This is a genomic window from Helicobacter labacensis, assembly GCF_003660285.1.
In the GTDB taxonomy this organism is placed as follows: domain Bacteria; phylum Campylobacterota; class Campylobacteria; order Campylobacterales; family Helicobacteraceae; genus Helicobacter; species Helicobacter labacensis.
The window spans coordinates 1-21,360 of record NZ_QXQQ01000015.1 but is presented as its reverse complement, the minus strand read 5'-3'; the positions used below and the strand labels follow the sequence as shown (position 1 = coordinate 21,360).

General features: G+C 47.2%; 24 protein-coding genes and 3 pseudogenes. 17 read left to right on the top strand and 10 right to left on the bottom strand.

From position 1 onward, the window contains the following. Positions 1-6: 6 nt before the first annotated feature. A complete protein-coding gene (gltS, locus tag EAO33_RS05665; RefSeq protein ID WP_120945801.1) occupies positions 7-1,236 on the bottom strand; it encodes a sodium/glutamate symporter in 1,230 nt (409 codons plus the stop codon). A gap of 80 nt (positions 1,237-1,316) precedes the next feature. Here gltS and EAO33_RS05660 point away from each other — a divergent pair, with 80 nt between their 5' ends. Genes EAO33_RS05660 through EAO33_RS05650 form a run of 3 tightly spaced genes read left to right on the top strand, consistent with a single transcriptional unit; the run spans position 1,317 to position 4,661 of the window. Continuing rightward, positions 1,317-2,528: a saccharopine dehydrogenase family protein gene (locus EAO33_RS05660; RefSeq protein ID WP_120945799.1), complete on the top strand. Its 1,212-nt coding sequence runs from the start codon at positions 1,317-1,319 to the stop codon at positions 2,526-2,528. Between the two features lie 49 nt (positions 2,529-2,577). Then, positions 2,578-3,732: a selenium metabolism membrane protein YedE/FdhT gene (gene yedE, locus EAO33_RS05655; RefSeq protein ID WP_328590017.1), complete on the top strand. Its 1,155-nt coding sequence runs from the start codon at positions 2,578-2,580 to the stop codon at positions 3,730-3,732. Between the two features lie 35 nt (positions 3,733-3,767). Then, positions 3,768-4,661 carry a DMT family transporter gene (locus EAO33_RS05650; RefSeq protein ID WP_120945797.1) on the top strand — a complete coding sequence of 298 codons (894 nt, stop codon included), beginning with the start codon at positions 3,768-3,770 and terminating at the stop codon, positions 4,659-4,661. Here the strand turns inward: EAO33_RS05650 and EAO33_RS05645 are convergent. The 6 genes and pseudogenes from EAO33_RS05645 to EAO33_RS05620 all read right to left on the bottom strand — a co-directional run bounded on the left by EAO33_RS05645 (position 4,658) and on the right by EAO33_RS05620 (position 11,130). Then, a complete protein-coding gene (locus EAO33_RS05645) occupies positions 4,658-4,921 on the bottom strand; it encodes an SH3 domain-containing protein (protein ID WP_120945795.1) in 264 nt (87 codons plus the stop codon). The genes EAO33_RS05650 and EAO33_RS05645 overlap by 4 nt on opposite strands. A 194-nt stretch (positions 4,922-5,115) precedes the next feature. Next, the gene (gene coaBC / locus EAO33_RS05640; RefSeq protein WP_120945793.1) at positions 5,116-6,375 is read right to left on the bottom strand and encodes a bifunctional phosphopantothenoylcysteine decarboxylase/phosphopantothenate--cysteine ligase CoaBC; all 1,260 of its coding nucleotides are present in this window, start codon (positions 6,373-6,375) and stop codon (positions 5,116-5,118) included. After that, positions 6,368-7,372, bottom strand: a complete 1,005-nt coding sequence (pseB, locus tag EAO33_RS05635) for a UDP-N-acetylglucosamine 4,6-dehydratase (inverting) (RefSeq protein ID WP_120945791.1) — start codon at positions 7,370-7,372, stop codon at positions 6,368-6,370. The genes coaBC and pseB overlap by 8 nt, the downstream gene beginning before the upstream one ends. An 11-nt stretch (positions 7,373-7,383) precedes the next feature. Beyond that, on the bottom strand, positions 7,384-8,400 hold the full coding sequence (locus EAO33_RS05630; RefSeq protein WP_407920467.1) for a phospholipase A: 1,017 nt from the start codon (positions 8,398-8,400) through the stop codon (positions 7,384-7,386). Positions 8,401-8,461: 61 nt separating this feature from the next. Then, a pseudogene (locus tag EAO33_RS05625) lies at positions 8,462-9,797 on the bottom strand (sodium-dependent transporter). Between the two features lies 1 nt (position 9,798). Further along, positions 9,799-11,130, bottom strand: coding sequence for a sodium-dependent transporter (locus EAO33_RS05620; RefSeq protein WP_120945787.1), 1,332 nt, complete (start codon positions 11,128-11,130; stop codon positions 9,799-9,801). A gap of 109 nt (positions 11,131-11,239) precedes the next feature. Here EAO33_RS05620 and EAO33_RS05615 point away from each other — a divergent pair, with 109 nt between their 5' ends. Continuing rightward, positions 11,240-11,626: a YbgC/FadM family acyl-CoA thioesterase gene (locus EAO33_RS05615; protein ID WP_120945785.1), complete on the top strand. Its 387-nt coding sequence runs from the start codon at positions 11,240-11,242 to the stop codon at positions 11,624-11,626. On the opposite strand, the gene EAO33_RS05610 is transcribed toward EAO33_RS05615, so the two are convergent. Both EAO33_RS05610 and EAO33_RS09080 read right to left on the bottom strand, forming a co-directional pair. After that, positions 11,623-13,326 (bottom strand): disulfide bond formation protein B, encoded by a 1,704-nt coding sequence (locus EAO33_RS05610; RefSeq protein ID WP_120945783.1) that lies wholly within the window; start codon positions 13,324-13,326, stop codon positions 11,623-11,625. The genes EAO33_RS05615 and EAO33_RS05610 overlap by 4 nt on opposite strands. A gap of 7 nt (positions 13,327-13,333) precedes the next feature. Continuing rightward, positions 13,334-13,498 (bottom strand): hypothetical protein, encoded by a 165-nt coding sequence (locus tag EAO33_RS09080; RefSeq protein ID WP_162982216.1) that lies wholly within the window; start codon positions 13,496-13,498, stop codon positions 13,334-13,336. A 291-nt stretch (positions 13,499-13,789) separates the two neighbouring features. Between EAO33_RS09080 and EAO33_RS05605 the strand changes: the two genes are divergently transcribed. From EAO33_RS05605 to fusA, 8 genes are all read left to right on the top strand, one after another. Beyond that, positions 13,790-14,104 (top strand): hypothetical protein, encoded by a 315-nt coding sequence (locus EAO33_RS05605; protein ID WP_162982215.1) that lies wholly within the window; start codon positions 13,790-13,792, stop codon positions 14,102-14,104. Between the two features lie 21 nt (positions 14,105-14,125). Beyond that, the gene (locus EAO33_RS05600) at positions 14,126-14,425 is read left to right on the top strand and encodes a hypothetical protein (protein ID WP_120945779.1); all 300 of its coding nucleotides are present in this window, start codon (positions 14,126-14,128) and stop codon (positions 14,423-14,425) included. Positions 14,426-14,450: 25 nt separating this feature from the next. Continuing rightward, positions 14,451-14,837, top strand: a complete 387-nt coding sequence (locus tag EAO33_RS05595; RefSeq protein ID WP_120945777.1) for a molecular chaperone DnaJ — start codon at positions 14,451-14,453, stop codon at positions 14,835-14,837. 9 nt (positions 14,838-14,846) lie between these two features. Next, positions 14,847-15,005 carry a hypothetical protein gene (locus tag EAO33_RS09075; protein WP_162982214.1) on the top strand — a complete coding sequence of 53 codons (159 nt, stop codon included), beginning with the start codon at positions 14,847-14,849 and terminating at the stop codon, positions 15,003-15,005. A gap of 9 nt (positions 15,006-15,014) precedes the next feature. After that, positions 15,015-15,185, top strand: coding sequence for a glycine zipper domain-containing protein (locus tag EAO33_RS09070; RefSeq protein ID WP_162982213.1), 171 nt, complete (start codon positions 15,015-15,017; stop codon positions 15,183-15,185). 166 nt (positions 15,186-15,351) lie between these two features. Then, positions 15,352-15,744, top strand: a complete 393-nt coding sequence (gene rpsL / locus EAO33_RS05590; RefSeq protein ID WP_013468810.1) for a 30S ribosomal protein S12 — start codon at positions 15,352-15,354, stop codon at positions 15,742-15,744. A gap of 9 nt (positions 15,745-15,753) precedes the next feature. Beyond that, positions 15,754-16,221 carry a 30S ribosomal protein S7 gene (rpsG, locus tag EAO33_RS05585; RefSeq protein WP_120945775.1) on the top strand — a complete coding sequence of 156 codons (468 nt, stop codon included), beginning with the start codon at positions 15,754-15,756 and terminating at the stop codon, positions 16,219-16,221. A 9-nt stretch (positions 16,222-16,230) separates the two neighbouring features. Beyond that, entirely contained in the window at positions 16,231-18,309 is a 2,079-nt protein-coding gene (gene fusA / locus EAO33_RS05580; RefSeq protein WP_120945773.1) for an elongation factor G, read from the top strand. 475 nt (positions 18,310-18,784) lie between these two features. Here the strand turns inward: fusA and EAO33_RS05575 are convergent. Then, positions 18,785-19,151: pseudogene (locus EAO33_RS05575) on the bottom strand (MerR family transcriptional regulator); the annotation flags it as partial. A 63-nt stretch (positions 19,152-19,214) separates the two neighbouring features. On the opposite strand from EAO33_RS05575, the gene EAO33_RS05570 reads away from it, so the two are divergent. From EAO33_RS05570 to EAO33_RS09465, 5 genes and pseudogenes are all read left to right on the top strand, one after another. Continuing rightward, complete coding sequence (locus EAO33_RS05570; protein ID WP_120945771.1) at positions 19,215-19,979, top strand: hypothetical protein; 765 nt, start codon at positions 19,215-19,217, stop codon at positions 19,977-19,979. Positions 19,980-19,987: 8 nt separating this feature from the next. Continuing rightward, the gene (locus EAO33_RS05565) at positions 19,988-20,533 is read left to right on the top strand and encodes a hypothetical protein (RefSeq protein WP_162982212.1); all 546 of its coding nucleotides are present in this window, start codon (positions 19,988-19,990) and stop codon (positions 20,531-20,533) included. Further along, entirely contained in the window at positions 20,526-20,750 is a 225-nt protein-coding gene (locus EAO33_RS05560) for a tail protein X (RefSeq protein WP_120945767.1), read from the top strand. The genes EAO33_RS05565 and EAO33_RS05560 overlap by 8 nt, the downstream gene beginning before the upstream one ends. Further along, positions 20,750-20,992 carry a hypothetical protein gene (locus EAO33_RS05555; protein ID WP_120945765.1) on the top strand — a complete coding sequence of 81 codons (243 nt, stop codon included), beginning with the start codon at positions 20,750-20,752 and terminating at the stop codon, positions 20,990-20,992. Before EAO33_RS05560 ends, EAO33_RS05555 begins: the two co-directional genes overlap by 1 nt. A gap of 240 nt (positions 20,993-21,232) precedes the next feature. Next, positions 21,233-21,360 (top strand): annotated as a pseudogene (locus EAO33_RS09465) (P-type conjugative transfer protein TrbL); the annotation flags it as partial.

Here is a 21,360-nt window from a genome sequence, read left to right as displayed (position 1 = left end):
TACACCTCAGTGGAATAAGGGCAGAGCTAAAAAGCTTTTGATCACGACCGCGTTGATAATATCCACAAAAAACGCCCCCACTAAGGGCACGACTAGAAAGGCGACATGGCTATGCCCATAGTGGGTGGTGATAGTTTGCATGTTCACCATCGCGGTGGGGGTTGCGCCCAAACCAAAGCCACAATGCCCCGCGCTCAAAACCGCCGCATCGTAATTTTTGCCACAGACTCTAAAGGTTACAAAAATACTATAGAGAATCATCACCACCACCTGCACGCTCAAAATAATCATAATGGGTAAAGCTAAATGCGCGAGTTTGAGCAAATCGATACTCATCAAAGCATAAGCCAAAAAGAGATTGAGGCTCACATTCCCAATCACGCTCACTTCGCGATCAAAAACCTTATGAATTTTAGAATAAGAGAGCACATTGCGCAACACTACCCCCACAAACAAGCACCATACAAAGGTGGGCAAGGTTACCCCGCCCACCTTGACATGCGCCATCTTAGAGATCAGAGTGCCCACTAATAACGCGATGCTCACTAGGGCTAAACTCTCTATGAAACTGCTTGCGGTGATCAAGCGTTCTTTTTTGGGAGTTTCAAAGACACTGGGGGGCTCTTGCTCCATGCGCTCCCTATCTTGCTGGCTGGGTTCTAGCCTGTATTTCTTAATCAAATAACGCGCCACAGGTCCGCCAATGAGCCCCCCGCTCACTAATCCAAAGGTCGCGCAAGTGATAGAAACCTCTAGGCTTTCAGCAAAATTGTGGGGGGCTTTGACAAAGACATCAGACCACGCCGCGCTGGTGCCATGCCCGCCAATGAGCGAGATCGAGCCCCCCAAGAGTCCCATCAAAGGATTAGCTCCAATGAGGCTAGCAATCCCCACCCCCACAGCGTTTTGCACCACCACAAACACCCCCACGACCGCGACAAAAATGCCTAGCATTTTGCCCCCCTTTTTCAAAGAGGCAAAATCCGCGCTTAGACCAATGGTGATAAAGAAAGTGAGCATAAGCGGGGTTTTTAAAGAAGAGTCCAACACCAATTTAAAATCGTAAAATTTATGCGCGATCAAGACAGCTAAAGCCACCAACACTCCCCCCACCACCGGCTCAGGGATGTCGTAATCGCGCAGGAATTTGATCTTAGAGATGATCCAACGCCCCAATAATAACACCCCCACCATGCACACCAGAGTCCCATAGACATCTAAAGAGATTGTGTTCACCGCTTACCTCCATTTAATTAAAGCGTAAAATATTTATCCTATAATAGCACATCTAGATCGTGTTATCCAAAAGGGAAGAAATGTTCAGTGTCTTGCAGATTGGGGCTGGGGGAGTTGGTAGCGTGGTTGCCCACAAGCTGTGTCAAAATCGCCAAATTTTTAATAAAGTGGTGTTGGCTAGCCGCACCCTTGCTAAATGCCAACAGATCGCTGGGGATGTCAAGGCGAGGGGTTTGGGCGAGGTGGTGTGCGAACAGGTGGATGCGGACAGCGTGCAGGAGGTGGTCGCCCTCATTGAAAAACACCAGCCTAAGGTGGTGATCAATGTCGCTCTACCCTACCAAGATTTAGCCATCATGCAAGCTTGCTTACAAACCAAGACCAACTATCTAGACACCGCTAATTACGAACACCCCAATGTGGCGGGTTTTGAATACAAGGAACAGTGGGCGTTTGACAAGGCTTTTAAAGAAGCCCAGATTTTTGGTTTGCTGGGGAGTGGTTTTGATCCCGGGGTTACCAATGTCTTTTGTGCCTACGCCCAAAAGCATTATTTTGATGAGATTTACAACATTGATATTTTGGATTGCAACGCAGGTAACCACCCATACCCTTTTGCGACCAATTTTAATCCAGAGATCAATTTAAGAGAGGTGAGTGCTCCGGGGCGTTACTATGACAATGGGGCTTGGGTGGAAACTAAACCCCTAGAAATCAAGCAAACTTGGGCGTATCCGGGGATTGGCGAGCGCGACTCGTATCTGCTCTACCATGAGGAGTTGGAGTCCTTAGTCAAACACATTAAGGGCTTGAAGCGGATTCGTTTCTTCATGACTTTTTCAGAGAATTATTTGAATCATATGCGCTGTTTGGCTAATGTGGGTATGCTCAATATTGAGCCCGTGGAAGTGCCTACTACGCAAGGGGGGCGCGCGCAGGTTGTGCCCATTCAGGTGCTAAAACAACTCTTGCCCGATCCAGCCAACCTTGCGGGCAAGACTACGGGTAAAACCAATATCGGGTGCTATATCCATGGGAGCAAGAACAAGCAAGAAAAAAAGCTCTATATTTACAATGTCTGCGATCACCAAAAATGCTATGAGGAAGTGGGTTCGCAAGCTGTTAGCTACACCACGGGCGTGCCCGCTGTAGTGGGGGCGATGATGATTTGTAAGGGCATTTGGGGGGGAGAAAACTCTAAGGGCGTGTTCAATTTAGAGCAACTCGATCCCGATCCCTTTTTGGAGGAACTCACCAAGCAGGGCTTGGGTTATGAGATGATTGAACGCTAGGATTTTGGGGACTCTGGAGGCTTGGGGACCAAGCGCACTTTAATCAGAGGTGGTTGTTTTGGTGTATTTGGGGAGATTTTGGCATGGGTGCTTTGTGCGCCCATGGGGTTATTGGTCAGCCATTATGGCTTTGAGCATCGGCTCTGCTTATTATTTTGGTTTGCTAGGCACTTATTGGGCACTAACCGGGGAGTTTACCCGTTGGGGCGGGCATCTCTTGGGTGCTCTAGGTGTCAACACCCACACACTGGGCTATTTCCACATCATCGGTTTGCATGGCACACCCCTAGATCGCATCGATGGGATGATGTTGCTTGGTATGTTTGCCGGGGTGTTTTGTGCGAGTGCTTGGGCGGGGAGTCTTCGATTTGTGTGGTTTGCTAGCTACCAACAGGCTTTAAGGGCATTTGTAGGCGGGGTGCTAGCTGGCTTTGGGGCTAGGCTTGGCATGGGTTGCAATTTGGCGAGTTTTTTAACCGGAATCCCCCAATTTAGCCTGCATGCGTGGTTTTTCACTGTGGCTACCCTATTGGGGGTTTATGGGGGGGTGAAGGTGTGCGCGCATGCCTGCGATCTTGGCACTCAGGGGTATAGCGTGCCTTTGGGGAGGGGATTGGGGGTTGTGATCTTTATCTTCGTGTTAGCATGGATAGCGTATGGCGCGCTTTTTTCTAACGCCAAATTAGCCTGTGCATTAGGCTTTGGTTTGGGTTTTGGCTTTATCGTAGCTAGGGCGCAAATTTGTTTCACCAACGCCTTTAGAGATCTGTTTCTTTGGGGTAAAAGTGGGATGGTCTGCGCGCTGGTGGTGGGCATGATGGTCTCTAGCATAGGGGTTTTTAGTTACATCAATTTGGGCGTGCCCCCTAAAATTATGTGGGCTTCTCCGGGGATTTTTCTAGGGGGCTTGCTCTTTGGTTTAGGGATTGTGCTTGCTGGGGGGTGTGAATGCGGTTGGATGTATAAGGCGATGCAAGGGCAGGCGCATTTTATTGTGGTGGGAGTGGGCAATATTGTAGGGGCAAGCTTGGTGGCTTTGAGCTGGGATCACTACGCCTCTTGGATCACAAACTACCCCAAGATCAATCTATTGCGTGTTTTTGGCAAGCTAGAGGGATTAGCTTTGCACTTTGGGTTGCTCTTGCTCTTATTATTGGGGGTGCTAGGCATTGCTTATGCCAAAACCCGCTCTAAGCCGTTGTAAATTTTGTGTTAGTATGCGCTCTTGGGAGCGATCGCGTGAATGTCAAATTGGGTTTATTTTACATGGCTTTGAGCGCGCTGAATTTGGGGATCATGAGCGCCTTGATCAAGGTGATGAGTGGCTATTACTCGCCCTTAGAGAATGTGTTCTATCGTTCCACCTTTATGCTTGTCTTTTTACTCTTGTTTTATTACTTCAAACCCTTTAGTTTCAAAGCGCATAAAAGGGGGGGAGGGTGGTTATTGCTAGGACGCATGATGATTGGAGCAATAGGCATGGTCTTGTTTTGTTACAATATCAGTACCATGCCACTAGGCACAGCCACCGCCTTTAACCAAAGCGCGCCCCTTTATGCTATTATCATCGCCGCCTTTATTTTCAAAGAGCCTGTGGGCTTGCGCTTATTCTTGGCTGGCTTTTTGGGTTTATTGGGGGTGATCTGTATTGCCAACCCTAACACCAGCGGGCTAACACAAGCGCAGGTGCTATGCGGTGTGCTCAATGGTTTATTAGTCGCCATCGCCTACACAAGTTTATACCGCCTGAAAGAATATTACGATGGGGCTTTTGTGGTTTTTATCTTCAGTGTGTGCATGAGTGCTTTGGGGTTTTTGGGCTTTTTAATCCACCTGCCCCCCCTATCTTCTGGCTACCACCCTATGCGCTTTGAGGGGGCTTGGTGGCACTGGGATGTATGGGTGCTAGCTGGGATTGGGCTTTCTGGGGCTTGTGGACAATATTTTTTGACTAAGGCTTATATGAACGCCCCAGCGGGCTTGATCTCCCCTATGAATTACACCCGCTTGGTTTGGAGCGTGATCTTTGGGATCATGTTGGGGGATCACTGGCTAGGAGCACTAGAGGGAGTAGGCATGGGCTTGATCGCGCTCTCAGGGATTCTTACCACCCCCCCTAAAGCCAGAAGTTAACCCTCATTTTCTAATGTGCGCATACAAGTCAGACATCGCATCGATGCGATAGCAAATTGGATAAGGGCGTAAGTTTTAGCTTTATTGTAATGCGTGATGAGCACTGGCGTGTCCGCAAAGATCATGGAGTTTTGCCATAGATTAGAGGGGTAATCTTGCTGTGTGGCGTAATAGGCTAGCTTGGTGGACACGGCGCGCACAGAGGTATTAGCCACAATCACACCCCTAAGCACCATGCTAGGGTAATGGGGAATATCCATACAAGGCTTGGGGGTCGTGCTGTGTGGCGTCTTCTTGATAGCCCGGGGTGAAAAAGCTATATTGCATCCAAAAGACTTCTTTGTGGTTGCCTAATGCCTTCATTGTTTCGGGACATACCATCGTTTTGAATAGGTGCTTTTGAGTTTACTAGGGGAGGGAATGGGCATAAAATTAGCTAAAACAAATACAGTTCTTAAAAATCGTCTTGTATTTGCGCTTGCACAAAATCCAAAATCTCAAAACTCAAGCGGAGCTTGTCTATGCGCGCGCTGCGGCGACATACCCGCGCACTTAAAAAATACATTTGGTTTTCTAGCGATCCAAAGGGGTTTTGCTCCAAGGTATTCAAACACACGACAGCACACCCCTTCCCTCCCTTTTGAACACTCTCTAAGAGTTTTTGGGCGTTGTACAAGCCTTGCTCTAGATTTTCTTCCGCCTTGAAAGCGATTTTATAAAATCCCTGTAGGGCGCGCAATATATCCACATTTTGCACACATTCCAAATTCCAACGCGCGCCTAAATCCTGTTTTTTGAGTTTGCCCGCATGGGTTTGAGCGGGTTTGTAGTCGCTGATGGCAGCGAGCATGAATAAAAGTGGAGGGTTTTTAAGGTCTTGTCTAGCTTGCAATGCCTCTAAATAGTCTTGCGCGCTTTTAACGGCGATACATTCTATGCTAGCGGGCAAGGCTAGGGGAAAAATGCTAGAAACCAAGCGCACCCGCGCGCCTTTGAAATAGAGAGCTAGGGCTAGCGCACTAGCTTGCAAACCGCTAGAATGATTAGAAATACAGCGCACCGCATCAATGTTCTCCACACTCCCCCCCCCTGTAACCACCACCTCTTTGTCCTGCCAAAAGGGTGTGTGTTCTAGCGCGCGCACCCCCGCACACACGATCTCTAACACTTGCGCCATCGCGCCCTTGCCTGTGGTGTTGCACGCGAGCAAATCCACTCTAGGCTCTATAATCTCACAGCCCAAAGCCTTTAAACGCGCTAAATTTTCTTGAGTGGGGCGCGCTAGCAACATCTGGGTATTCATGCTAGGGGCTAGAATCTTGGGCGCGTGGCTGGCTAAAAACGCGCTGCACAGCACATTATCTGCTAAACCATGAGCGAGTTTGGCTACAGTGTTGGCACTAGCCGGGGCAACCACCACTAAATGCGCCCATGTGGCATAGCTAATGTGGTTGGTACATAGCCCCTCTTGTAAATTCCAGCGTTCCGTGCTGGGGGTGAGCACGCTAGCATGGCTTAAAGCTTCAAAACTCAGAGGCTGGACAAATTGGCATGCGCTTGCGCTCATCACCACGCGCACCTGCGCGCCCATTTTCATAAACACGCGCACCAATTCTAAGGACTTATAAACCGCAATAGACCCACTCACCAATAATAAAATCCGCTTGCCCTTGAGGGGTGTAGTAGCATAAAGCCAATCTAAGGTGTCAAGCATGGTGATCTAGGCTTGCGATCATGTTTAAGAGGGTGGGTGCGTCTAGCTTATCCGGATTATCTAAACTATTGTAGCTAAAACCCTCAGCCACCTCCACCCCGCACTCCCCCAGTAGGGTTTTGCGGTAATCTATGGGGGTTTGGAAGGAAATCGCCGGTTCTAAGATGTAGAAGTGTGCAAATTCTAGGGCTTTGTCATCTGAGCTAATCATCACTTCGTGCAATTTCTCCCCGGGACGCACGCCTATAATCTCTAGGGGCAGATGGGGGGCAAGGGCTTTAGCTAGTTGCACGATCTGCATGCTGGGGATTTTAGGCACAAAGATTTCTCCTCCATGCATGCGCTCTAAACTTTTGAGCACGAAATCCACCCCCTTTTCTAGTGTGATCCAAAAGCGCGTCATGCGCGTGTCAGTGATAGGAATACTTGGCGCGCCTTGCGCCACAAGCGATTTGAAAAAGGGCACCACGCTCCCCCTACTCCCCACCACATTCCCATAGCGCACCACGCTAAATTTTGTGCGCGCCTTGCCTTTCATGTTATTGGCGCTGGTAAAAAGTTTGTCGCTACAAAGCTTAGTCGCGCCATAGAGATTAATGGGGTTGCTCGCCTTATCAGTGCTCAAAGCGATTACATGCCCTACTTGGGCTTGCAAACACGCCTCAATGACACAACTCCCCCCCAAGATATTAGTTTTGATACACTCTAGAGGGTTGTATTCGGCAATGGGGACATGTTTGAGTGCTGCGGCATGGATACAGACATCCACCCCCTGCATCGCCGCACAGAGTCGATCCTTATCGCGCACATCGCCCAGAAAGAAACGCATTCTAGGATCGCTATAGTGGCGCGCCATCTCGTATTGCTTGAGTTCATCACGGCTATAAATGATGACTTTTTTAGGATTATGTTTTTGCAACAGCGCGCGCGTGCATGCCTTGCCAAAACTCCCCGTGCCCCCTGTAATGAGCACGCTTTTGTGTTCTAAAAAGTCCATAAGAACCCCCTTTAAGGATTGAGGCGAATCCCCACCCCAAAGCGGTTAGAAAAGACATCGTATTCATAAAGTCCATCGCCATAGCCATTAAAATACTGCATGTAAAAGCCCACAAAGGGGTTAATTCTAAAAGTGTAACCAATGCGGATTGCGCCATGCCAGCGTTTATAACGCCAATACTGCGTGAAGAGATCGTAAATACGCATTTCAAAATGATGCCGACCCCGCCTATAGTCGATCAAGGCATTCCCATAACCCATGTAGGCGATCAAATTGGGATTAGATTGGTTATAGGGGATGTAGGGCCAGTAACCAACTCTAATTTTGAGCCCCCCCTTTTGCCATGTGAGTTTGAATACCGGGCGTTGCCCCGCACTCACTGAGCGGCAACCCCCATCAAGCCCCCCCTGCTGGACGATGATTTGCTTATTCTCTTCTGTAATGTGAACGGGTGTTCCCGGAAAGGCATCAGTGGGATTCCCATTTTTAAAAGGTTGGTAGCACTGCCTGCCTCCAATACCATTGGAAATATGTTGCCAACCAATCCAAAACTCACTCAGATACCCCATCTTCTTAGTAAAAAAGGGGATATTGAGAGGGTAGACATAAATGAGCTCAGGCATGTAATTGACCATGCGCATGGGCGCGCTTTGGGGGTTGTTGTAAATTTGAAACCAGTTAGTTTGGGTGTAGGCTAAATAGAGTGTGCCGGTGGTGAAGAGAAAATTCTTAAAGGCGGGCACTCTAAAGCTCACTTGGAATTTAAATTCTGTGCTTTGGTAGCGGTTGATGTCGGGGTGATACCACTGGTAAATGGGGGTAAAACTGTGGTAAAAAGGCATAAAGTAAGTCCCACGGTGTTCCATAATATCCAAGTATTTTTTGGCAAAATCAAGCAAGGGATGAGATTTTTTGGGTTTTCTAGGGGCAACTTCCCAGCTGTTTTTGAGTCGGTAAAAATCCGGCTTGTAAAAGTCATCAAAGGGCGCGCTGGTGTAACCCGTGTTTTTGAGTTGGGATTTACTCAAGCGCCCTTCAAATCCTTCGCCCTTTAGATAAAAAAGACAACAGCCCAGGGCTAAAACAAGATTACGCACTTTTGAAAAATGGCAAACAGGGGATCAGCACCACCACCACAGGGGCGATAAAGCGCACACTAAAAAACCACACCAAAAAGGCAGGACGGCTTAAAAAACGCGCACTAGCTTTATACAGGCGTTTTTTATGCATGAACCACCCTAGAAAGATCAAAGAAAATAACCCCCCCAAGGGCATTAGCACCGAAGAGGTGATGAAATCCGCCCAATCAAAAACACTCTTATGAAAGAAGGTTAGAGTCTTGGCATAATCCTTATGGATGGAGAAAATCACCAACAAGCCCAAAAGAAAAATCCCTAGTCCCACCAAATAAGACGCTTTGAAACGACTCCACTTCAAGCGGTGCATCAAATAGAGGATCGCAGGCTCGATCAAGGACACCGTAGAAGTGATCCCCGCAAAGATCAAAGCTAAAAAGAATAAAAAGGCAATCAGGGAGCCTACAGCACCCATGCTATGGAAAATTAAGGGCAGGGAAATAAAGACTAACCCCACTCCTTGAGAGGGCTCGCCATTGAAGTTAAAAATAAAGGTGAAGATCATAAGCCCTGCTACAAGAGAAATCCCAATGCCGGGCAAAACCACCCATAGCGAACTGCCTAAGAGATTCTCATTAGAACGCGTGAAAGCCGCGTAGGTGGTAATAGTGCCCACCCCCAAACTTAAAGAAAAGAACATCTGCCCTAGGGCTTCTAATAACACCTTGGGAGTGATCTTGCTAGCATCAAAGCTAAACATATAGACGAGTGCCTTAGAAAAGCTGGGCAAGGTCATGGCATAAAAAAGCAAGCCGATGAAGATGAGGAACAAAAGAGGCATCAGCCACAGACTTAAGCGCTCGATCCCCTCTTTGATCCCCTTAGAGACGATCCACACAGTGAGCCACAACCAAAGACTAAAGCCCCCAATTTGCCATGCCAGATCACTAGAACTCAACACACTAAAGGTTTGTTTGGCTGCTTGCAAAGAAGCGGGCAGGTTGAAACTCACTTTGAGCAGATAATAGAGAATCCAGCCCAACACCACCGCATAAAAAGACATGATAATAGGACCGCCCAAGAGCAAAAAAGCGCTCCAAGCCCACACTTTTTTATGTTTGGTGTTGAGGTGTTCATAACAAGAGACCACATCTTTACGCCCCAAGTTGCCAATCACCATGTCCACCAAGAGCATGGCTACCCCCAAAGTGAGGGTGAGACCCAAATAGAGCAGGACAAAAGCCCCCCCCCCCATTGCTCCCAGCCATGTAAGGAAAGCGCCAAATATGCCCTAGCCCAATAGAGCTCCCCAAAGTGGCTAAGATGAAACCTAATTTAGAAAAGCCCATACTAGCCCTGTAAAATCTTCACCCAAATCACCAAAATCACAACCGGCGCGATGAATTTGAGCAAAAACACCCACACGGAAAACATCCAGCGGCTTAAAAAGTGCAAGCTCACCGCATAGAGTTTTGTCCTGCTCACCACCCAGCCCACAAAGAGCACAGACACCAACCCCCAAAAGGGCATTAAAATGGATGTGGAAAAAAAGTCGGTTAGATCAAAGAGGCTTTTGCCAAAAAATTTCAGATGTGCCCCATATTTGGCATTCAAAGAGAAGATCAACACCACACCCACCACAAAAACCGCCCCTGTGAGTGCCCATGTCGCCTTAAAACGCGAATAATTCTTATCCACTAAATACTGCACGGGGGGTTCTAAAAGCGCGATGGTAGAGGTGATCCCTGCAAAGGCTAGAGCGCATAAAAACAAGATAGACACCACACTCCCCATCGCCCCCATTTTGGAGAACACCACAGGCAGGGAGACAAAGATGAGTCCTGCCCCCTGGGAGGGGTTAGCCCCGTATTCAAACACGAAGGTGAAGATCATCAAGCCAGCCATTAAAGAGATCGCAATGCCGGGCAAGACAATCCAAATCGCGCTTTTGAGCAGATCTTGTTTGTAATGCGTGGAAGAAGCATAAGCGATGTTGATTCCTATACCCAAACTCAGCGCAAAAAACACCTGCCCTAGCGCGCTCACAAAGACTTTTTGGTTAAACTCGGCGATGCGAATCCCAAACATGAAATCTAGAGCTTTATGGAAAGAGCTTTGGGTTGAGGCATAGATGAGCAAGCCTATAAAGATGATGAATAACAAAGGCATTAAAACAAAATTGAGCTTTTCAATGCCATCTTTAACCCCCCTAGAGACCACCCAAGCACTGAGCAAGAGGGTGATAGCCAGCCCGATAACCTGCGTGCCAATGGAGTTACCCAAGAGATTGGTTAAGATCTGCTCTGAGGCTTTGACATCTGTGGGCAAGTTAAAACTCACCACCCCCAAATAGTAAAACACCCAGCCTAGCACGATTCCATAAAAAGTTAAGATGATGGGTCCAGTAAAGAGCATCAGCCCAGCATAACGCCAAGTTTTGCGCTCAGGGTGGGGGTCTAGCTCAGCAAAAGCAGCCGCGACATCCTTTTGGGTGCTCTGCCCTATCACCATTTCTGCAATCAACATCGTGAGCCCTATGGTGAGAGAGAGGATCAAGAACAAAATCACAAAGCCACCCCCACCGCTTGTACCGGCCATGTAAGGAAAACGCCAGATGTGTCCTAATCCTATGGAACTCCCTAAAGCGGCTAGAATAAAGCCTAACTTGGAGAAGTTATTCACTTAAGGCTCCTTTCTGTTGGAATAAAAAAAGCCACATTCTAGCACAGCAAGGTTTAATGTTTACTTTATTTAGATAGAATTAAAACTTTTAAGTCATTTTTGGGGTGGCATGCGTTTTAGGGTTTATTACGAAGATACGGATTGTGGCAGGATCATCTACCACGCTAATTATTTAAAATACTGCGAGCGGGCTAGAAGCGAGATATTTTTTGCCAATGAGCTTAGCCCCTACGATCAACAAGGCTTTTTTGTGGTGCAATCCCTGCAAGCGCAATTTTTTGCCCCGGGCAAATTGGGCGACACTCTAGAGGTGCTTACAAGATTAAAAGAGCTCAAAAGAGTGAGCGTGATCTTAGAACAAGAGGTGCTAAGAGTTGCCCCTCAGAGCGCGCGCCTTTTTTGTATGCAAGTTAAGCTAGGTTTTATTTCTCAAGCCACCCACACCCCCACACCCATCAGCGCGCCCTTTATAACTTTGCTCAAAAGTTTGATCTAGCACCCTTGAGAGTGCAATTCTGGGGCTTTATGGCTTTGATCCACAATGGGGGTTAGATTGGGAGAAAAACCAGCAAGATCCAAAGTGTAAAAGACATTTTGCCCCTTTTCATAGCCCACCACCACAAGTGCATCATCCACTAAGGCGAGTGCGCTAGGGTTGCTAATCTGGCTAGGCAAGCCATAGGCATCTAACACCTGCGCGCTAGCTGGATCGATCACCAATAAAGTATTGAACGCTTTGCTCAAGGCTAATAACTTGCCTTGATAGAGGGCTAGCCCGGTGATGTAAAATTCGCCTAAATGGCGTTGGGGTTTTAGGGGGGTGTTGGTGGTGGCTTGCACGATGCGCTCAGAATTCAAGCCCAAATCTTGATCCAACATGCTAATTAAGATCAAATTTTTATAGCGCGCATTAGGCACACTCAACATATAAGTGTAAGTGCCATCGCTACGCGCGCTCAATACATAGGAGGTGGAAGCTCGACTTGTGCGCAAACGGCTACGCCCTAATTCTTCAAATTGGTGCGCCCCTTGCAAGAATTGTGCGAAATTATTCCCCGTTTTGGGGTTGTAGCGCACATCTGCACTGCTCTTATTTTGTCCCATCACTCTAATGATATTGCCCACCATATTCACGCCTACAAAATTCTCTATGGTGGCAGAATAGTATTTATCCAACACAAAATGCGCCAAAATGCTCTTTAGGTCTTTATCCACCACATAAAAGCCTTCTTTTTGCGTGCCGATCAAAAAGGTATTTTTTAATAGCGCATTATCCCCAGCGAAAGTGTCCGGGGAGAAATAGGGGGCGTTGTTTTGTTGGAGGGGAGCGCAACCCTGACTTTTGGTGAGCACAGCTAAAGGATTAAGGGGGGCTTTAATGGGGGTGATGGGCGCGCTTAAGAATAAAAGATCGCTAATGGGGGCATTTAGGGCTAAAGAGAGGGTTTTTTGGGATCGCAAGGGGAGTGTTTTGTGGATTTGCAGAGGGGCGTTATGGTAATCACGATCCCATGCATGTTTGTCATCGGCTAAAATGGGGGGTTCTATGATTCTTTTACCCCAAGCTCTAGGAAAGCCCATGTGCTTCCAATTTTGCGCGCTCCATACATTTTCTTTGAAATTCCAAGAAAAGCGGATGGGATCGCCCTGCCCTAGATAGGGGAAGGGTCCAGTAGAGATAAAAGCCTGCACCATGTTTGTGATGGCAATCACGCCCACGATGAGAAATGCCCAAGAGTTCGCCTTGCTCAAATCGCGATAAGAACGCCTGCTCCCCCCCTCTTGAGCTAAGGTTTGAAAACTGGGCGCAAAGAGCAATAACCCCCCTAAGATCAACACCACAAACCAAAAGACCACATGCGCCCAAAATTGCGTGTGTAATCCCAAAATAGAAAGCGCAAAACCCTGCCCCACATCTTCTAGCGCGTGGTTGCCATAATGGTAAAAGCTTTGATATAAACCCCCCGCCACCACTAAGAGTAAGATCGCTAGGTATTTGGGTTTCAAGCCATAGCGCAAGATAAACAGCCCTGCCAAGCCCACATACACCATACTTTGGCGCTCCGCCCAACACTGGATACAGGGCGAATCTCCATAAATAAAGCCCAGCACAAGATTGCCAATCCCTACTGGCAAAGAAACAATCCCAATAATGGCTAAAGAAAAGAGGAAGTAAAAAGTTCGAGTTTGTTGCATAAGACCCCTATAAATTCACATTGGGGAAGAAGTTAGAAGTGTGCGCGACAAACATTACTAACTCCACCAACCACGCCACTACAAAAATTCCAAAGGCTAATTTTTCACAAGCGGGCTTGAAAAAGAGCAGACACACCACCACAAACACCGCCATAAAGCCTAAAAATTCCATCACACCCCTTTTTCTCAACATCCCCCAAAAGCGCAGAGTATAGCACAAACGCGCCTTACATACCAGCAATACGATGCAACACATCTACAAGAGAAAGCAAAGGCTTAGAAGGAGGTCTAATAAGCAAAGCCATTTGGGAGCTTAATGTGCCATTGAAGTGTCAAAGAGGGCAGAAGAGAGTGTTGGCACGGCATGACAAAGATTTTGAAATACGCTATGTTTATCACCAGCGCACAGCATAACCCCATGGCTAGATCTTGAAGGCGTTGTATCCCTCTTTGGGATAAAAAAGTGGTGCTGTGGTGTTATTCAAGTGTGCAGACAAGGATTTTTGCCCAATTTGGCTTTATCCTTAGCCATGAACATGTGTTCTTTGGCATTGTTGGTGTTATTAAGGCATCGTGGATTATGGAGTATTTTTATTCAAGAGCAAATCTATGGGACTGGATTGTAGGGCGTTGCCTGTTTGTTTTATTGGGGTATGGGTTTTTAGTGGTGGGGGAGTCGTTGTTTTGCAGGAAACAGGCTAAAATCTTTAGTAGTGGTTTTACCCACCCCCAAGACCCCTTGACTCTCTTTCTATGGCTCTGTATAATAGGTGTCTAAACTTAGAAAAGAGAGTAACAAATGGGTAAAAGGACTTTCACTGCCATTACGCATATCACGAATACGACCAACCACAGACCCAAAGTTGAGCGTTCGTGGATTGAGTTTTGGAAGAAGGAAACCGGCAAATCTAGCCCAAAATGCTGTATTTATGGCTGTTCTAATAGTGCCGATCGGGGCGCGCATGTGTATTTGGACGATGAGCGCAGTTGGTGGGTTGTGCCGGTTTGTTCGAGCTGCAATCCAGCAGATAATAGCTCTTGGGATGTCAAGGCAGACACAATCGCCGTAGAGCTTAAAGGCTCTGGCAAATGGGCTTAAAACTTTAAACCCACAAGAAACAAACATGTTTATCCAAGATTTGAGTGTTGAACAACAACAAGTGTTTTTGTATTTGGCTAGAAAAGTCATTGAAGCCGATGGCGTGTTGCATGAATTGCAACTAGGCGCGCTGGATGTGATCAAAAAGCAATGCGAGTATGGCATTAGTGAAAAAGAAGTGCCTTTAAGCGAGCTGGGTAAACTCTTTAACACCAACCACGCCAAACATGCCGTATTGCTAGAATTAACCTCTGTGGCACTAGCCGATAGCCGTTGGCATGACAATGAACGAGATACCATCTACTCTTATGCCAAAGAGATGGGCGTATCCACGCATAAGGTGGATCAACTCAAAGATTGGGTGGTGAAAAATTTTATGCTTTACCAAGAAGCGGTAAGGTTGTTGGATTAGGAAGACAACATGGATGACAGATTGCAAAAATTAGAGGACATCAAGGCGAGGACTGAAGCGAATAAAAAGAAATACGAAGGCTCAACAGAGCTTGTTGGGTGGCTTTGCAGAACTGTATCTGCGGTTACCGCGGGTATGGCTGAACAGACAATGAAAAAGTTAAAATAACCTTGTAAGATGCAAAATAACCCAACAAACTCCAAACCCCCCAAGGTCCCCAAGCCCTTAGCCGGTTTTGCCATTGGGGGCTTTTTAGGTTCTATGGTGCCTTTGGTAGGCACTTTGGTAGGTGCCGGTGTAGGGGCTGTGGTGGGGGGGTTGTTAAGTCTCAAGGACAATGAAGAATAGTATTTTCAGATGTTTAGATTTTTGTGCTGATTCGCATAAAGGTGCGGGGATCGCTATAAGATCCGCAGAAATCTCTCTGCTCTTGCGCTTCTCTTGTGGGTGAAGTTAAAATCAAGATTTTTTAGTGTATAATGGGCGTTTTTGAACTTATTTAAAAAGGGAAGCAGTGCCTACTATCAACCAATTGATCCGCAAAGAAAGGAAGAAAATCCTCAAAAAGACCAAATCGCCCGCTTTGGTGGAATGCCCTCAAAGAAGGGGGGTTTGCACACGGGTTTATACCACCACACCCAAAAAACCTAATTCAGCCTTAAGAAAAGTCGCCAAAGTGCGCCTCACTAGCAAGTTTGAAGTCATCAGTTATATTCCTGGGGAAGGGCATAATTTGCAAGAACACTCCATTGTCCTAGTTAGAGGGGGCAGGGTAAAAGACTTGCCCGGGGTAAAATACCACATTGTGCGTGGGGCGTTAGACACAGCCGGGGTGAATAAACGATCGGTTTCTCGTAGCAAATACGGGGCTAAAAAAGCCAAAGCCGGCGCAGAAAAGAAAAAATAAAGGTAGGACATGCGAAGAAAGAGAGCACCGGTGAGGGAAGTGTTGGGGGATCCGGTTTACAATAGCAAGGTGATCACTAAATTCATCAACAAAATGATGTACGATGGCAAGAGAAGTGTAGCAGAGAAGATCATTTATGCTGCCTTGCAAAAGATTGAGGAGAAAAGTGGGGAAAAAGGCATTGAGGTTTTTGAAAAAGCCTTAGAAAATGTCAAGCCCCTATTAGAGGTGCGATCTAGGCGTGTGGGTGGGGCAACTTACCAAGTGCCCATAGAGGTGCGCCCAGCGCGCCAACAATCTCTCTCCATCCGCTGGATTTTAGAAGCCACGCGCAAGCGCAACGAGCGCGTGATGGTGGATAAGTTGGCTAATGAGTTATTGGACGCGGCTAGTGATAAGGGCGCGGCGTTTAGAAAGAAAGAAGAAATCCACAAAATGGCAGAGGCGAATAAAGCCTTCGCGCATTACCGCTGGTAAGGGAGGCTTATGGCACGCAAAACACCCCTAGAGAGAATTAGAAATATTGGGATCGCCGCCCATATTGATGCGGGCAAAACCACCACTTCAGAGAGAATCTTGTTTTACACCGGTGTCAGCCACAAGATTGGCGAAGTGCATGACGGCGCGGCGACTATGGACTGGATGGAACAAGAAAAAGAGCGTGGGATCACCATCACTTCAGCGGCTACCACCTGCTTTTGGCAAGACCACCAAATTAATTTGATAGACACCCCCGGGCATGTGGATTTCACCATTGAAGTGGAGCGATCCATGCGCGTGCTGGATGGGGCTGTGGCGGTATTTTGCTCAGTGGGTGGGGTGCAACCCCAAAGCGAAACCGTGTGGCGGCAAGCCAATAAATACGGCGTGCCCCGCATCGTCTTTGTCAATAAAATGGATCGCATCGGGGCAAATTTCTACAGCGTGGAGAATCAAATTAAGGAACGCTTAAAAGCTAACCCCGTGCCCATCAATATCCCTATTGGCGCAGAAGACACTTTTGTCGGCGTGATCGATCTAGTCGCCATGAAAGCGATTGTATGGAATAACGAGGCGATGGGGGCTAAATACGAGGTGCAAGACATCCCTAGCGATTTGCAGGCAAAAGCTCAAGAATATCGCGACAAACTCTTAGAAGCGGTGGCTGAACACGATGAAGTTTTGATGGAAAAGTATCTAGCAGGCGAGGATTTGGGTGTGGAGGAGATCAAGCGCGCCATTAAAATCGGATGTTTGAATATGGCACTCATTCCCATGCTCTGTGGATCTTCTTTTAAAAATAAGGGTGTGCAAACTTTGCTAGATGCGGTGATTGACTACCTGCCTGCCCCTACAGAGGTAGCCGACATCAAGGGCATAGACCCTAGAAACGAAGAAGAGATCAAGGTGCAATCTAGCGATGAGGGGGATTTTGCCGGGTTGGCTTTTAAAATCATGACCGATCCCTTTGTGGGGCAACTCACTTTTGTGCGCGCTTATCGGGGTAAATTAGAATCGGGGAGCTATATTTACAACTCCACTAAGGATAAAAAAGAGCGCGTGGGACGGCTTTTGAAAATGCACTCTAACAAGCGCGAGGACATTAAAGAGGTCTACGCTGGTGAGATTTGCGCCTTTGTAGGACTCAAAGACACCTTGACGGGGGACACTCTTTGTAATGAGAAAAGTCCGGTGGTGTTGGAGCGCATGGAGTTTCCTGAGCCGGTGATTCATATCGCTGTAGAGCCCAAGACTAAGGCGGATCAAGAAAAAATGGGCGTGGCTTTAGGCAAGTTGGCTGAAGAAGACCCTAGTTTTAGGGTGATGACCCAAGAAGAAACGGGGCAAACTTTGATTGGGGGCATGGGTGAGTTGCACCTAGAGATCATCGTGGATCGCTTGAAACGCGAATTCAAGGTAGAAGCAGAGGTGGGGCAACCCCAAGTGGCGTTTAGGGAGACCATTAGAAGCGCGGTGCAAAAAGAGCATAAATACGCCAAACAATCTGGTGGGCGTGGGCAATATGGGCATGTCTTCATCAAGCTTGAGCCCAAAGACCCGGGTAGCGGGTATGAATTTGTCAATGAAATTAGTGGGGGAGTGATCCCTAAAGAGTATATCCCGGCAGTGGACAAGGGCATCCAAGAGGCGATGCAAAGTGGGGTCTTGGCAGGCTACCCGGTGGTGGATTTTAAGGTAACGCTCTATGATGGGAGTTACCACGAGGTGGACTCCTCTGAAATGGCGTTTAAAATCGCTGGATCGATGGCTTTTAAAGAAGCTAGCCGTGCAGCAAACCCTGTGCTCTTAGAGCCTATGATGAAAGTGGAAGTGGAAGTGCCTGAGGAGTATATGGGAGATGTGATCGGGGATTTGAACCGCCGTAGGGGGCAGATCAACGCGATGGATGACAGATTAGGGCTTAAAATTGTGAATGCTTTTGTGCCCTTGGTGGAGATGTTTGGCTACTCTACCGATTTGCGTTCAGCGACACAGGGGCGTGGGACTTATTCTATGGAGTTCGATCACTATGGCGAAGTGCCCGCTAACATCGCCAAGGAGATTGTAGAAAAACGCAAGGGCTAACTGGTCTATTGGTGGGGATAGGGAATCGTGATAATATTGAGGTCGCTCGCGTTGTAATCCTCTGGAGATGGCTACCTATTTTGACAGCGGAGCGGTTTGTGGGGGTGTTTGTGGGTTTTTTGCTGGTCGGATGTTGTTAATCCCACTTTATGTACGCTCTGCTGATCTATGCGTAGCTTTAACCCCTTCTCTTTCCCCATTTTCTTGGTGGACAAGCGAGGACTTGTAAGCCACTGGTGCGTTCGCCGATGAGTTTTCTCTCTGCAATCTCTAATTGGTGGTATCAAAGCGGAGGTTTTGGGCGATGAAATGGAAGAATGGGATACCACAGCGCACAAGTCAAGCGCAATTTAGAAATCTTTTGCCCATGCGCTATTCACTTTGTGTTTGTCCAAGCAAGCACGAGCATCAATAACAATACGGAGAGGCAAAATAACTAGAGTGCAATGGTAGCAAGCGGATGGTTCACCCTCTAAATGAGATTTAAAAGCTTGGTCAAACCCTTCCCATAATAATTCATTCTAGATCCTAAGTCTTGGATCACTTCATAGCTAAAGCCTAGTAACTGAGCAATAGAGTTCTAAGACTTGTGCCTGTCTAATTAATCCTCCTTAATCAGCACTAGACGCACGAGCGTAAGCGATAGTCTTGCGCTTGTCATTGCAAAACACGATGTTCTTATTAATGCTTTTCAAAGTTTCTAACTTGTATCTGCGCTCTCCACCTTTAGTGAAACTATCAGGCTTCAATAAATCTCTCTTTTCCCAATTACACAGAGTTTGGATGCTCACACCTAAAACCTTGCTTGCACCTAAAACCTTGCTTGTCCGATAGAGAGTTATAGACTGCTGACCGGGCAAATTACTTTAAGTAGTGTAGCAACTAGGGTATTTGGGCTCACCTCTGTGTTAGCGGCTAATCTCTTTGGCGGGGCGATGAAGCTGATGCGTTTAGCTTGGATGAGCTCGGGTATTGGGCTTGCAATTGCCCTGATTGGAGTGGCGGTATATGCTTTGGTGGAGCACTGGGATGTGGTGAAGGCGTGGTTAGCCCAAATCTGGGAGGGCTTAAAAGCCAAGATGGCTAGCTTTTGGGAGGGATTGGTAGCGGTGTTTGGCGCGATTGGCTCAGTGCTAAGCCCTGTGGTTTCTGTGTTTTCTTGGTTTTTTGAGCTTTTAGGGAGTGGCATTGTCAAGCTTTTAAACTTGTTTGGGGTGAGTGTGGGGAGTATGGGAGAACTCTTTGGGGGATTGAAAGAGAGTATTGTATCTATTTGGCAGGGACTTTTGGAGTGGTTAAGCCCCGTATTAGAGTTTTTAGGCAAGGTGGTGGAGTGGTATCAAAACATCTTTAGCGGGGTGCTAGGCAAGGTGGCAGGATTTTTAGGTTTTGGGGGTGAGGAAAAGAATATTTTGACCGACACTTCTAAACTCACTTTGCCCACCCTACAAACACCCGGGCAGGACAAACAAAGCGCCCTGCCCGTGTTAGGGAGCTTTGATTATAGCGCGCTTAGTCCCCAAAAGAGCACACAAAACACCACAGATAGCCGCTCGATCAACTCCAACAACACCCAAACCATCAACATCTACACCCAAGGCGATCCTCATAGCATTGCGGGGGCAATCAAGCAGGCAGGCATTGGGCAATACTCTTATAAAGATGATTGAAGATGAGCATGCAAATAGATGGGCTTTACCACGACATGGCGCGTTTTTGTAACAATGCGCTCAACCGCACTTTAACTAAGACTTCTAAAGTGCAAAGACAACTCATTAGAACGCGCTATAGTCTCTCTAATAAGACGATAAGACGCTTGACTAAGACGAAAAAATCTCAAATAGACACCTTAGAAGTTACCATTAGAAACGCCATTTACAAGCTCAGTTTAAACCGCTTTAAACGCCTCCAAAAGCGCACGGGAGTGTTGGTGAAGTTAGGACCACGGGATCATCTCTTCATCCAAGGGGGCTTTTTGGGAGCTAAAAGAGGGGAGACAAAGGTGCGCAATAAGGGCTTTTTAGCTACAAGACGCGCCCAAAGTTTTGCTGGGATCACCACCAGTTCAAGCACACTCTATAGCCATAGTCGCCAAAGAAGTCCTAGGGGCTCGCAGGTGTTTTATTTTAGAACTAAACCTTTTAATCTCATCGCCCAAGAGCAAAATGCGCGGCTTTTAGCCAAAGCCTATGAAATATTTGCTCAGGAGCTAGCGCATGAATGAATACATTGCCAAACAAGGCGATCGATGGGATAGCATCTATTTCAAGCACTATGGGGAGATTGTGCAAAATGGTTACCAGAGTGGTTACAACGCGTTTTTATTGGCAAACATCGCGCTTTTAGACATTGATGTCTTTGCAGGTGGGGAGCGCGTGATCTTGCCCGTGTTTGAAGTAGAAGAGATTGCCACAGACATTCTCCCCCCATGGGGGTTTTAATGCGACGCTTGACCCCTCAATGGCGTATCAAGGGCGCGTCTTTGTTGGTAGAAAGCTTAGATTATACCGACTATGAGAGAGACAATCCAGATACCCTGAATATAAAACTTGCGACTAATTCTAAAGTGCCCAAGTTTGGAGATAGATTAGAGTTGTTTTTAGGCTGGGATAAACTCTACTTCTTTGGCGCATTCTATGTGAGTGCGATCAAGGAGAATTACAGAAAGGGCTTTAGCATTTAGAAAGTCCCTATGTCTATACTGAGAGCAAGAGAGAAACTTTGCAGAAGTTGGAGGGCATTGCTGCTATCAAAGATTTCAATGCTAGCACGATGAGTAGGTTAGAGGGGTTGAAAATGGAGTTAAATCGTAACACAGGGAGGAGGCATGGTAGATAAATATCCTGCAGGGAGTTTCTTTGCTAAGGTGATTAACTTTTTTCAAGGGTCTGCAGAGAATGTAGTTAGTGATTTAGCCACACAGATGACAGAGTTTTTAGAGTGCAGATGAGTTTGAATGTCATCCTCTCTATCTTGTTTATGGTGTGGGCTTATAGGCGGGTTAAGGAGGGGGACTTTTTTCAATTTAAGACCTTGATGGGTGTGGGGGTA